The sequence below is a fragment of the Cryobacterium sp. TMT1-2-1 genome (genome assembly GCF_004403955.1).
GTDB lineage: Bacteria > Actinomycetota > Actinomycetes > Actinomycetales > Microbacteriaceae > Cryobacterium > Cryobacterium psychrotolerans.
The window spans coordinates 35,871-48,330 of sequence record NZ_SOHC01000066.1; the positions used below are offsets into that span (position 1 = coordinate 35,871).

The following is a 12,460-nucleotide window of genomic DNA, read 5'->3' on the forward strand; positions in this document are numbered from 1 at the left end:
CCGGCCCTGGCGCAGTCTGCATTCGGGTCGTTTCACGTTGAGTTGCGGAAAAAGTACCTTCAATTTCCCAACGAAGGGTGTTTCTCCGCAACTCAGCAGGGACAGCTGGGAGGGGACAGCGGGGAGCGGGGGCGGGAGCGGGAGCGGGGGCGGGAGCGGGAGCGGGAGCGGGGGCGGGAGCGGGGGCGGGAGCGGGGGCGGGGGCGGGGGCGGGGAGAGGCCAGCGGGGAGAGGCAGGGGGGCGCGGGAAGCTAGCGGGCGGACCAGCCGCCGTCCATCGTGTAGCTGGAGCCCGTGACCATGGCCGCGTCCTCGGAAGCCAGCCAGGCGACGATCGAGGCGACCTCCTCCGGCTCGACCAGGCGCTTGATGGCGCTCTCGGTGAGCATGATCCGGCTCAGCACGTCGGCTTCGGGGATGCCGTGCACCGCGGCCTGCTCGGCCAGCTGCTTCTCGACCAGGGGCGTGCGCACGTACCCCGGGCTGACGCAGTTGCTGGTCACGCCGTGCTCGCCGCCTTCCAGGGCCGTCACCTTGGACAGCCCCTCCAGGCCGTGCTTGGCCGAGACATAGGCGCTCTTGAACGGCGAGGCCCGGATGCCGTGCACCGAGGTGATGTTGATGATGCGGCCGAACCCGTTCTCGTACATTTTCGGTAGCGCAGCGCGGATGAGGAGGAAGGGTGCCTCGAGCATCAGGGTGATGATGCGACGGAAGTCGACCGGGTCGAAGTCCTGGATCGGGTTGATCCGCTGGATCCCGGCGTTGTTCACCAGGATGTCCACACCGTCGACGGCCTCGGCCAGGATGTCGTCGGTGAGCGACGCGGTGTCGAGAAGGTCGACGGTCCAGCTGGAGCCGCCGAGCTCGTCGGCGAGCGCCGCGGCGCCGGCCCCATCGATGTCCGCGACGACGACGTGCGCGCCGCGTTCAGCGAGAGACCGGGCCACAGCCGCACCAATGCCACTCGCGCCCCCGGTGACCAGGGCGCGTTTGCCCGTCAGCGGCCCGGTCCGCGCCCAGGTCTCGGTGTCGGCCGAGGCCCGGGGCGCGTGCGCGAGTGCTTGAGTCATCTGTGTTCCTTCGTTGAGCCGGTTATCTGCCGTGGCGGTTAGCGGAGGACCGGGGCCGGCTCCAGCCCGTGCTTGCGGGCGTCGACAGCGTCGATCTCGCGCAGCGATGCTCCCTTGGTTTCCTTGAGCGTGAGCACGGCGACCACGGTGATCGCGCAGGCGATCGCCAGGTAGATCGCGACCGGCACCCAGGAGCCGTACTCCTTGAGCAGGGCGACGGCGATGATCGGCGCCATCGAACCGGCCAGGATCGAGGTCACCTGGTAGCCGAGTGACACACCGGAGTAGCGCATCCGGGTCGGGAAGAGCTCGGCCATGATCGCCGGCTGGCCCGCGTACATCAGGGCGTGGAAGCAGAGGCCGAGGGTGATCGCCAGGACGATCAGCACCGGGTTCTTCGTGTCGAACATCGGGAAGGCGAACAGCGCCCAGCTCGCGCCGAGGAGGGCACCGGCCAGGTACACCGGCTTGCGCCCGAACTTGTCGGACAGGCGCCCGACCTGCGGGATCACGAGGAAGTGCACGAGGTGGGCCAGGAGCAGCGCGAACAGAAGCTGGCTGGTGTCGTAGGCGTGCACCGTGACGAGGTAGACGATCGAGAAGCTCACGATGATGTAGTACAGGATGTTCTCGGCGAAGCGCAGGCCCATGGCGCTGAGGATGCCGCGCGGGTACTTACGGATGACTTCCTTGACTCCGTAGCTGATGGCCTGCTCGGCTTCCACCTGGGCGCGTGCCTCGAGGAAGATCGGGGCCTCGTTGACGTGGGTGCGGATGTAGTAGCCGATGACCACGATGATGGCCGAGAGCCAGAACGCGATGCGCCAGCCCCAGCTCATGAACTGTTCAGCGGGCAGGAGCCAGGACGTGGCCAGCAGCACGAGCGTGGCGAGCAGGTTGCCCACCGGCACTGCGGCCTGCGGCCAGCTGGACCAGAAGCCCCGCGACGCGTTCGGGCTGTGCTCGGCGACGAGCAGCACGGCGCCGCCCCACTCACCGCCGACGGCGAAGCCCTGGATGAAGCGGAGGGCGATCAGCAGCGCCGGAGCCCAGTAGCCGATCGTGTCGAAGCCGGGCAGGCAGCCCATCAGGAAGGTCGCGACACCGACGAGGATGATCGTCACCTGCAGGGTGTGCTTGCGGCCCAGCCTGTCGCCGATCTGCCCGAAGACGATGCCACCCAGCGGACGGGCGATGAACCCTACCGCGTAGGTCAGGAAGGCGGCGAGGATGCCGTCCAACTCGCTGCCGGCGTTCGGGAAGAAGACCGTGCCGAAGACGAGGCTGGCGGCGGTCGCATAGAGGAAGAACTCGTACCATTCGACGACCGTGCCCACCATGGAGGCGGCAACGATCCTCTTCAGGCCCGACTTTTCCGAGTTTTTGCCGCCGGCCGATGAGGTTCCTCCGGAACCTGCCTCGACGCGCTGATTGACGCTCATGTCTGTCTCCTTCAGTGTCGCCTCTGACACCTGGTGGGTTTGTCCGGTCCCGTGTGTGCAGCACACACGGCTCCCCCGAGTATTCCTGCAGTCGGGCCGTGCCTCAATGACCACTTCGCCAGACGCCATGTGCATAATTGCAGATATGACCCTCCTGCCCGCGCCGACGCCGCAGTCGCTGCCGAACGCCGACGACCTCCTGATCCTGCTCGCCGTCGCGCGAACCGGCCGGTTCACGACGGCGGCCGACAGCCTGGACCTGAACCACACGACCGTTTCGCGCCGGATCGCGGCGCTGGAGAAGGTGCTCGGCGGCCGCGTGCTGTCGCGAACCGTCGGCGGCTGGGAGCTGACCGACCTGGGCACACGGGCCGCCCAGGCAGCGGAAGGCGTCGAATCGGCCATCGCCCTGCTCGGCGGAGAACCCGAGCGGCCGAACCAACTCACCGGCGTCGTGCGGATGTCGGCCACCGACGGCTTCAGCGCCTACATCGCCGCCCCGGCCGTCGCCGCCCTGCAGCGCCGGCATCCCTCACTCCGGGTGGAGATCGTCACGGTCACCCGGCGCGCTCTGCAGCACCGCTCCGGCCTCGACATCGAAATCGTCGTGGGCGAGCCGCAGGTGCACCGCGCCGAAGCATTCCGCCTCGGTCACTACATGCTCGGGATGTACGCCTCCCGGAGCTACCTCGCCGAATACGGCGCACCGACCACGGTTGCCGGGCTGACGGAACATCCGCTCGTCTATTTCGTGGATTCGATGCTGCAGGTCGACGACCTGGATGCCCCGCGCCGACTGGTGCCCACGATGCGGGACTCGCTCAGCTCGACGAACGTGTTCGTGCACGTGGAGGCCACCCGGGCCGGCGCGGGCATCGGGTTCCTGCCCTGCTTCATGGCGGACCGCCACCCCGACCTGGTGCGCCTGCTCCCGGACGACTTCCAGGAACGCCTTCCCTACTGGATGGTGCTGCGACCCGATTCCCTGCGGCAGCCGGCCGTCGCCGCGGTCGTGGACGCGCTGCGCGCGCAGACAGCCGCGTACGAGCAGCCCCTGCTCGGCCGCCCGCGTCCGGCCGAGGCGACGGCTCCTGGCCTGCACGGCTCAGTAGACTAGGACGGCACTCGCGGGAGTGGTGAAATTGGCAGACACGCAGGATTTAGGTTCCTGTGCTTTCGAGCGTGGGGGTTCAAGTCCCCTCTCCCGCACCGGAGCCGAGTCGGCTGTTGCGAGCATTCTGCGCAATTCACCCCGGCGGATTCCCTCGAATTAACCTTCCGTTCAGGACCGAAGGATTGATCGCCCGGATACCGGGGAAGTTTCCCGAGGATAGGCGGTAGCCTGTGACAGCACCCGCGCCTCGCTGCCGCCCGGCCACTTGCCGCCGCCGACTGGAGTTCCCTCGTGATCCACACCGCACTGATCCCCTGGCTCGACCCGGAGCTCCTCATCGACGGGTTCGGCGCCTGGGCACTGCTCGGAGTGTGCGCGATCGTCTTCGCCGAGACGGGTCTGCTCGTCGGTTTTCTCTTCCCCGGCGACACCCTGCTCGTCATCACCGGACTCCTCACCTATGCCGGCGTGATCCGGATCGACATCTGGTGGGTCGCGCTGGCGATCGGCCTGGCCGCGTTCCTCGGCGGCGAGGCAGGCTACTTCATCGGCCGTCGCTTCGGCCCCCGCGTCTTCGAGCGCAAGGAATCGGGGCTGTTCAGCATCAAGAACGTCGAACGCACGAACGCCTTCTTCCTGCGCTTCGGTGGCGTCGCCGTGATCGTCGCCCGCTTCGTTCCCATCGTGCGAACCTTCGCCCCGGTCGCTGCCGGAGTCGGCCGCATGGACCAGCGCAAGTACACGCTCTACAACCTGATCGGCGCCCTCCTCTGGGGCACCGGACTCACCTACTTCGGGTTCTTCCTCGGCTACATCCCGCCGGTTGCCGACTTCGTACGCGAGTACATCGACCTGATCCTGATCGGCGCCGTCGCCATCACCCTCATCCCGACGGTCTTCCACTACGTCCAGTCCGCGCTGAAGGCCCGCCGCGAGATCCGCGAGCGTGAGGTCCTGCCGACGACGGAGAGCCTCGTGCTTGATCCCGACGCTTTCGACACCGAGCACGACGGCAAGCACGAGGCCTGAAGCGCCGCCCCACACGCCGAACTGTGAGTTTGGCACCTTCGCGGTCCCCGGGAAGGGGCCAAACTCACAGTTCGGCGAAGGGGGTTCGGCGAGGGGGGCTCGGCTCAGTCGTGGGCGTGGGAGTCGTGGCCGGTACGGCCGGCCGGTTCCAGCTGGAACGTAGAGTGATCCACGTCGAAGTGGTGCGACAGGCAGTCGGACAGCTCATCGAGCAGCGCACCGGTCCCGCCCGATTGCAGGACCACCGGGTCGACGACCACGTGGGCGCTGAAGACGTGCGCCCCGGAGGTGATCGCCCACACGTGCACGTCGTGCACGGCGACGACGCCGGCCGTCTCCAGGATATGCTTCCGGATCTCCGCGACATCCGTGTCTTTGGGCACCGACTCGCTGAAGACCCGCACCACGTCACGGAGCAGGGACCAGGCCCGCGGCAGGATCATTGCTGCGATGAGCAGCGAGGCGATCGAGTCGGCCTGCTGGAACCCGGTGGTGAGGATCACCCCGGCCGCGATGATGACCGCGACCGAGCCGAGCGTGTCGCCGAGCACCTCGAGGTACGCACCGCGCATGTTGATCGAGTGTGCCGCCGCCGGGCGAAGCAGCAGCAGGGCGCCCACGTTGGCTACCAGCCCGATGACGGCGACGATGAGCATGGGCGTCCCGCTCACCTCGGCCTGGTCGGCGGAGATCAGCCGGGACACCGCGCCGATGACGACGCCGACGGCCACGGCCACCAGGATCAACCCGTTGATGAGCGCTCCGAAGACCTCGGCGCGCTGGTAGCCGTAGGTCTGCCGGTCGGTGGCCGGGCGTGCGGCGACCACGGTGGCCGCGAGCGCGATCAGGAGGCCTGCGAGGTCGGAGAACATGTGTCCGGCATCCGCAAGCAGCGCCAGCGACCCGGTCAGCCAGGCGCCGATCGCCTCGACGATCAGCACACAGGCGACGATGCCGATGGCGATCGTCAGCCGGGTGCGATTGCCGGCAGCCGCCGGGGAATGATCGTGAGCCATTAGGGCGAGAGCAGTGTCTCAAGTACCGGGATGAGGTGCTCGAACGCCCGCGCACGGTGGCTCTGTTCGTTCTTCACGTTGGGCGTCAGTTCGGCCGCGGAGATCGCGTAGCCGTCGGGCAGGAAGATCGGGTCATAGCCGAAACCGCCGCTGCCGGACGGTTCGTGCAGGATGTGCCCCGCCCACTCCCCCGTCACGTGCCACTCGGTCTCGTCGGGGAGCGCGAGCGCCGCGACGCAGGTGAAGTGGGCGCCGCGATGCTCGTCCGGGATGTCCGCCAGCTGCCAGAGCAGCAGGCGCAGGTTCTCGCCGGCGTCTTTGCTCGGCCCCGCCCAGCGCGCCGAGAAGATGCCCGGCGAGCCTCCGAGCACGTCGACGCAGATGCCGGAGTCGTCCGCGATGGCCGGCAGCCCGGTGTGCGCTGCGGCCGTGCGGGCCTTGATCAGCGCGTTCTCGGCGAAGGTGGCCCCCGACTCGACCGGCTCGGGACCGTCGTAGGCGAGCACCTCGACCCCGGGGAGCTTCGGCTCGAGGATGCGACGCAGCTCTTCCACCTTGTGCTGGTTGTGGGTGGCGAGAACGATCCGCACGGCTCAGCGTCCCAGGGCGGTGGTCTGGAACTCGGTCAGGGTCACCGTGCCGGCGAGGGCGAGGTCGAGCAGCGAGTCGAGTTCGCTGCGGTCGAAGGGCGCGGCTTCCGCGGTTCCCTGCACCTCGACGAAGAGACCCCGGCCGGTGACGACCACGTTCATGTCCGTCTCGGCGCGGACATCCTCCACGTAGGCCAGGTCGAGCATCGGCTCACCCTTGACGATCCCGACCGAGACGGCGGAAACGCTGTCGAGCAGCGGCACGGCCTTCTGGCCGATGAACCTCTTCTCCCGGCCCCACTCGAGGGCGTCGGCCAGGGCAACGTACGCGCCCGTGATCGCTGCCGTGCGGGTGCCGCCGTCCGCCTGCAGCACGTCGCAGTCGATCACGATGGTGTTCTCGCCCAGGGCCTTCATGTCGACGACTGCGCGCAGGCTCCTCCCGATCAGCCGGCTGATCTCGTGGGTCCGCCCGCCGATCTTGCCCTTGACCGATTCGCGGTCCATCCGGGAGTTGGTCGAACGCGGGAGCATGGAGTATTCGGCGGTCACCCAGCCCTTGCCCTTGCCGGCCATCCAGCGGGGCACGCCGTTGGTGAAGGAGGCCGTGCAGAGCACCTTGGTGCGCCCGTAGGAGATCAGCGCCGAACCTTCGGCCTGGTCGCTCCAGCCGCGTTCGATCGTGACCTCGCGAAGCTGGTCGGTGGTGCGTCCGTCGGCGCGCAGGGTGTCGCTCACGAGTTCTCCTTGGGGGTAGCTTGATTCTGAAAAGCGGCGAACTCGGCAAGTTCACTGAGGCTGATGGAGCCGGTCTCGATGAGGTCGACCCTGGAGATCTCCGGGCCGATCAGGCGGTGGGCCAGGGCGAGGAACTCCTCGGCGCTGTCACCGGTCGCCTCGTACCGATAGGTGGGCGGGCCAGGCGCATCGCGCTCCAGGCCCTGGCTCACGAGGGTCCGGTACACATCGTTCGCCGTCTCGGTGTCGCTGGAGACCAGGGTCACGGCGTCGCCCATCACATAGGAGATCGCGCCGCGCAGGAACGGATAGTGGGTGCAGCCCAGCACGAGGGTGTCGACGCCGGAGTCTCGGAGCGGCGCCAGGTATTCCTCGGCAACCGCGAGCACCTCGTCGCCGGTCGTCACGCCGGCCTCGACGAACTCGACGAATCGCGGGCAGGCCTGGGTGAACAGACGGATGTCGGTGGCGGCGGCGAACGCATCCTCGTAGGCGAGGGAGTTGACGGTGCCCACCGTGCCGATCACCCCGACCCGTTTGTTGCGCGTCGTGCCGACCGCCCGTCGGACGGCCGGCTGGATGACCTCGATCACCGGCACGCTGTACCGTTCACGGGCATCCCGCAGCATGGCCGCGGAAGCGGTGTTGCAGGCGATCACGAGCATCTTGACGTCCTGGGCCACGAGGTCGTCGAGCACGTTGAGGGCGAACTGGCGCACATCCGCTATCTTCTTCGGTCCGTAGGGAGAATGCGCCGTGTCGCCGATATAGAGGAGCGATTCGCCCGGAAGCTGGTCCTTGATCGCCCGGGCGACAGACAGGCCGCCCACGCCGGAGTCGAAAATTCCAATCGGTGCATCCGTCACGTCAAACAACCTTAGTGGCGTGGGCTCCGGCCGGGCTGTGTCCGCCCGGCCGAGGCCGATAGGCTGTGCCGCGTGATCGAGTCCCCAGCATTCCGCACCGACCGCTACGAACTCACGATGGTGGACGCCGCCATTCAGAGCGGCACCGCCGATCGAGAATGCATGTTCGAGACGTTCGCGCGGCGCCTGCCGAACGGACGTCGGTACGGCATCGTCGCCGGCACCGGCCGGTTGCTCGAGCTCATCCGCGATTTCCGGTTCACGGATGCCGAACTCGACTGGCTGCGGGAGCATGACGTCGTGCGCGCGCCCACCCTCGACTGGCTGGCCGACTACTCGTTCAGCGGCAACGTCTGGGGGTACCAGGAGGGCGAAGCCTACTTCCCGGGCTCGCCGCTGCTCGTGGTGGACGGCACCTTCGCGGAAGCCGTCATCCTGGAGACGCTCGTCCTGAGCACTCTCAACTACGACACGTCGGTCGCCAGCGCGGCCGCCCGGATGGTCTCCGTGAGCCTCGGGCGTCCGATCGCCGAGATGGGCTCCCGGCGCGCCAACGAACACGCGGCGGTCGCCGCTGCCCGCGCCGCGTACATCGCCGGCTTCGCGTCGACCAGCAACCTCGAGGCCGGGCGCACCTGGGGCATCCCGACCATGGGCACGGCGGCGCATTCCTTCACCCTGCTCCACGACACCGAGGAAGACGCTTTCCGCGCCCAGGTCGACGCCTTCGGGAGCGCCACAACCCTGCTCGTGGACACGTATGACATCTCCCGCGGCATCGAACTGGCCGTGCGGGTGGCCGGCACCGGGCTGGGCGCCATCCGCATCGACTCCGGGGACCTGCCGACCGTGGCGGCCGCCGCCCGCGCGCAACTCGACTCGCTCGGCGCCGTGAACACGACGATCACCGTCACCAGCGACCTCGACGAATACGCGATAGCCGCCCTCTCCGGTTCCCCGGTCGACGCGTTCGGCGTGGGCACGTCCGTTGTCACCGGATCGGGAGCGCCGGCGGCGGGAATGGTCTACAAGCTCGTCGCCCGGCGGGATGACGCCGGACCGTGGATGTCCGTGGCCAAGACCTCGATCGGCAAGGTGTCGGTGGGGGGACGCAAGAACGCCGTGCGCCTGCTCGACGGGGGCGGCACCGCGCGCGAGGAGGTCATCCTGGTCGGTGCCGAGCCGTCCGGCGACGTCGACGACGCCCAGCGCGAGGGCGTGGAACGGGGGCTGCTCGTGCCGTTCATCACCGATGGCGAGGTCGACGAACGGTACGTGGGAGCCTCGGGCACGCAGCGGGCCAGGGCGCACAACGCCTCCGTGATGCAGGAACTGCCGATCGAGGCGTTCCGGCTGGGGCGCGGCGAGGCCGTCATCCCCACCTCGTACCGGTAGCCGGGTGCGGCGTTACTTGGCCTTCATCTTTTCGTAGATGGCCTTGCAGGTCGGGCAGACCGGGAACTTCTCCGGGTCGCGCCCCGGCAGCCACTTCTTGCCGCACAGCGCGCGCACCGGCTTGCCGGTCATGGCCGATTCAAGGATCTTGTCCTTGGGCACGTAGTGCGAGAAGCGCTCGTGGTCGCCCGGTTCAATCTGTTCCTGCTTGATGAGCTCCTCGAGCTCACGATCCAGCGTCGACGTTCCGCCGCCGGGCTGGCCTGGTTCTGCGATGCTCGCGCGAAAGTCAGTCATGCGCCCAGTCTAAAACAGCCGCGAGGCTGTGGCCATGCGTGCGGCGTCGGGTCAGGCACGAAGCGCCGAGGCGAGGATCTCGGGACCACGGCGTTCGAAGGTGCGCGCGCCCAGCCAGACACCCGCGACGAGGGCGCTGACACCGATGCCGAGGCCCCAGAACAGGGCCGGCAGATGCCAGACGGGATCGGAGAAGATTCCCAGCAGACCCATGATGATCGCCGGCAGCGACAGCAAGATCGCGCCGATGAAGGTGAGCGACTGGATCAACGCAGCCGTGGTATCCGACGATTGCGGCTGGGAGAACGGGCTGTCGCCCGGCTTCGTGGCCGGGTACGGGAAGCGGGCGGAGGTGAAGCTGGAGAACCCGAGGCCCGACAGCAGGATGCTGGTGCTCACGCCGAGCATCGACGGGAGCACGCTCCAATCGCCGTGCAGGAAGATGCTGATGGCGGATCCGAATCCGATCAGCGGAATACCGACGAGGAGCACCGGGATGAGCCGGCCGACCCGGTCGGCGGTTCCCCGGGTGCCCGACACCACGTGCAGCCAGACGGCGGTGCTGTCGAAGGCGACGTCGTTGTGCGTCGCCCAGCCCAGGAACACGCACATCAGCGGCACCGGCAGGAGGGCCAGGTATTCGCCGGGGACTCCGGCGATCGACAGCGGTATGACGGCCAGCACGGGCACGACGGGGATCATCACCAGCGAGACCCAGTAGCGGGAGTCACGACCCCAGTAGGTGAGGCTGCGCGCGGCAATCGCCCCGACGGAGTTCGGCGGCAGGCGATCGAACCAGCCGAGTCCACCGTAGTTCCTGACCTGCGCCTCGCGTCCGGGTGTGACGAGCATCTTCGCCACCAGCGCCTGCCAGGCAAGCCAGAGCAGATAGACCACGGCAGCGGCAATGAGCAGCTTGAGGAACGCGGCGCCCCACTGCCCCGTCGCGGCATCTCCCGGCACCGACCAGCCGGCTCCCAGGGGCGTCCAGCCGAGGATGCCGCCGAGGCCGCCGAGCACCGCGACGCCGTCCCGACCCCAGTCGACATTGAGCAGGAGGATGACCAGGGGCGAGATCATGACGAGGAGGAGCACTCCGACGATTCCGGTGAACTCCCGCGACCGTCGTGTGGCCAGCAGGAATGCCGCGATCGACGTGCTCACTCTGGCGGCCAGGGTGCAGGTCGCCAGCAGCAGCGCAGCGGCGACCAGCGCGAGCAGCGTCTCCATCACTCCGCGGGACCAGGTCACCACCGTGCCGAGCAGCACGATCGTGAGCACGATCGCCGGCACCCCGAGGAGCGCGGACACCGCCAGGCCCAGCGACAGCCGGCGATTCGGGATGCCGAGCACGGCGAACGCGCGCGGGTCCATGCTGTCGTCCACACCGAAGACCAGCGGCACCAGGAAGAAACCGAGCACGACCAGGGACCCGGCGACGATCATCCCGTCGCGCACCAGGGCCGCATCGCCCACAGAACGCAGGCCCACCAGCACGACGACAATTCCCACCGCCAGGGCCAGCCCGTAGAGGAGGCCCACCGCGATCCCCACGACCTGCCAGGGACTACGCCGGAAGAGATTGGCGAGCAGCCGGAGTTTCAGTCCGAGAAACTGTGCAACCATTCCATGCCTTCCACAACCTTGCGCCCACCGGCCAGCTCGACGAATCGCTCCTCGAGCGTCTTCGCACCGCGAACCTGGGCGATGGTGCCGGCGGCGAGCACCTTTCCGTGCACAATGATCGCGACATGGTCGCAGACCCGCTGGATCAGGTCCATGCCGTGGCTGGAGATCACGACGGTGCCGCCGCTGGCCACGTATTTCTGCAGGATTTCGGTGACGTTGACCGCCGAGACCGGATCGACTGACTCGAACGGTTCATCGAGAACGAGCACGCGGGGAGAGTGGATCATGGCGCAGGCAAGCGCGATCTTCTTCGTCATGCCGGCGGAGTAGTCGGCGACCAGCCGGTTGAGCGCGTCTTCGAGGCCGAAGGCGGCCGCGAGGTCCGCGGACCGCAGCCGCACGGTCTCGGCGTCGAGTCCGCGAAGGATCCCGGAGTAGTACAGAAGCTGGGCCCCGGTGAGCCGGTCGAAGAGGCGCAGTCGGTCGGGCAGCACTCCGATGATCCGCTTGGCCTGGACCGGGTTTTTCCACACGTCGACGCCGTTCACGCGGATGGATCCCGAGTCCGGGCGGAGCATGCCGGTGATCATCGACAAGGTCGTCGTCTTGCCGGCGCCGTTCGGACCAACGATGCCGTAGAACGAGCCGGCTCGCACCTCGAGGCTGATGTCGGACACCGCAACGTTCTGCCCGAAGCGTTTGACCAGGCCGGATGCGTCAATCACGACCGGCGCTGCTTCCAGTGCGGATGCTGCTGCCGGCGCGGCCACCGGCTTGCGCGCGGCGCTGGGCTTCTGGCTGCGAGCGGGGGCGGGACGGCCTGCGGCCGGGAGTGTCCTGGCCCGCTCGACGTCCGGGGCGGACACGGCCGGCGCAGCCTCGACCGGCACCGACACGGAAGGGGGCGCGGCGGACTCGGCGACAGTGCGTCCGCCGTCGGATACGAGCGCGGCGGCGGTTGCGGCGGCTGACGTCGCCGCGGCCGTCGTCGTCGCAGACTTCGCCGCCGCAGACTTGGCGGCTGCCGACCTGGCGGCGGTCGACTTGGCGGCGGTCGACTTGGCGGCGGCGGACCTGGCGGCGGCGGATTTGGCGGCCGTCGACTTTGCCGCGGCCGACCTGGCGGCTGTCGATTTGGCGGCCGTGGAGCGCGCCGCGCCGGTCTGTGCTGCCGCGTCCGACTTCGCCGCGGCGGTCCTGGCCGCACTCGTCCGGGCGGCGGTCTGCGCAACGGTCGACTTCGCCGCCGGTGGCTTGGCAGCAGGCGGCTT

At 68.5% G+C, this 12,460-nt stretch carries 12 protein-coding genes and 1 tRNA gene; 4 read left to right on the forward strand and 9 right to left on the reverse strand.

What is annotated here, in order from left to right:
* Window positions 1-251: 251 nt before the first annotated feature.
* A complete protein-coding gene (locus E3T33_RS12150) occupies window positions 252-1,073 on the reverse strand; it encodes a 3-hydroxybutyrate dehydrogenase (protein WP_134575394.1) in 822 nt (273 codons plus the stop codon).
* A gap of 38 nt (window positions 1,074-1,111) precedes the next feature.
* The gene (locus E3T33_RS12155) at window positions 1,112-2,515 is read right to left on the reverse strand and encodes an MFS transporter (RefSeq protein WP_134575396.1); all 1,404 of its coding nucleotides are present in this window, start codon (window positions 2,513-2,515) and stop codon (window positions 1,112-1,114) included.
* 145 nt (window positions 2,516-2,660) lie between these two features.
* Here E3T33_RS12155 and E3T33_RS12160 point away from each other — a divergent pair, with 145 nt between their 5' ends.
* The 3 genes from E3T33_RS12160 (at window position 2,661) to E3T33_RS12170 (ending at window position 4,658) form a co-directional block, all read left to right on the forward strand.
* A complete protein-coding gene (locus E3T33_RS12160; protein WP_174843287.1) occupies window positions 2,661-3,632 on the forward strand; it encodes a LysR family transcriptional regulator in 972 nt (323 codons plus the stop codon).
* Window positions 3,633-3,642: 10 nt separating this feature from the next.
* A tRNA-Leu gene (locus E3T33_RS12165) sits at window positions 3,643-3,724 on the forward strand.
* A gap of 196 nt (window positions 3,725-3,920) precedes the next feature.
* A complete protein-coding gene (locus tag E3T33_RS12170; protein ID WP_092324188.1) occupies window positions 3,921-4,658 on the forward strand; it encodes a VTT domain-containing protein in 738 nt (245 codons plus the stop codon).
* A gap of 104 nt (window positions 4,659-4,762) precedes the next feature.
* Here the strand turns inward: E3T33_RS12170 and E3T33_RS12175 are convergent, their stop codons facing one another.
* Genes E3T33_RS12175 through murI form a run of 4 tightly spaced genes read right to left on the reverse strand, consistent with a single transcriptional unit; the run spans window position 4,763 to window position 7,868 of the window.
* A complete protein-coding gene (locus E3T33_RS12175) occupies window positions 4,763-5,674 on the reverse strand; it encodes a cation diffusion facilitator family transporter (RefSeq protein WP_134575398.1) in 912 nt (303 codons plus the stop codon).
* Window positions 5,674-6,264: an RdgB/HAM1 family non-canonical purine NTP pyrophosphatase gene (gene rdgB, locus E3T33_RS12180; protein WP_092324185.1), complete on the reverse strand. Its 591-nt coding sequence runs from the start codon at window positions 6,262-6,264 to the stop codon at window positions 5,674-5,676. The genes E3T33_RS12175 and rdgB overlap by 1 nt, the downstream gene beginning before the upstream one ends.
* 3 nt (window positions 6,265-6,267) lie before the next feature.
* Complete coding sequence (gene rph, locus E3T33_RS12185) at window positions 6,268-7,002, reverse strand: ribonuclease PH (RefSeq protein ID WP_092324184.1); 735 nt, start codon at window positions 7,000-7,002, stop codon at window positions 6,268-6,270.
* Window positions 6,999-7,868: a glutamate racemase gene (murI, locus tag E3T33_RS12190; protein WP_092324182.1), complete on the reverse strand. Its 870-nt coding sequence runs from the start codon at window positions 7,866-7,868 to the stop codon at window positions 6,999-7,001. The genes rph and murI overlap by 4 nt, the downstream gene beginning before the upstream one ends.
* Window positions 7,869-7,940: 72 nt before the next feature.
* Between murI and E3T33_RS12195 the strand changes: the two genes are divergently transcribed.
* On the forward strand, window positions 7,941-9,263 hold the full coding sequence (locus E3T33_RS12195) for a nicotinate phosphoribosyltransferase (protein WP_092324180.1): 1,323 nt from the start codon (window positions 7,941-7,943) through the stop codon (window positions 9,261-9,263).
* A gap of 12 nt (window positions 9,264-9,275) precedes the next feature.
* Here the strand turns inward: E3T33_RS12195 and E3T33_RS12200 are convergent, their stop codons facing one another.
* The 3 genes from E3T33_RS12200 to E3T33_RS12210 are packed head-to-tail and all read right to left on the reverse strand — an operon-like array spanning window position 9,276 to window position 11,959.
* Window positions 9,276-9,560 (reverse strand): DUF3039 domain-containing protein, encoded by a 285-nt coding sequence (locus E3T33_RS12200; RefSeq protein WP_092324178.1) that lies wholly within the window; start codon window positions 9,558-9,560, stop codon window positions 9,276-9,278.
* A 51-nt stretch (window positions 9,561-9,611) separates the two neighbouring features.
* Complete coding sequence (locus tag E3T33_RS12205; protein ID WP_092324177.1) at window positions 9,612-11,186, reverse strand: hypothetical protein; 1,575 nt, start codon at window positions 11,184-11,186, stop codon at window positions 9,612-9,614.
* Window positions 11,162-11,959, reverse strand: a complete 798-nt coding sequence (locus tag E3T33_RS12210; RefSeq protein ID WP_338419129.1) for an ABC transporter ATP-binding protein — start codon at window positions 11,957-11,959, stop codon at window positions 11,162-11,164. The genes E3T33_RS12205 and E3T33_RS12210 overlap by 25 nt, the downstream gene beginning before the upstream one ends.
* Window positions 11,960-12,460: the final 501 nt, after the last annotated feature.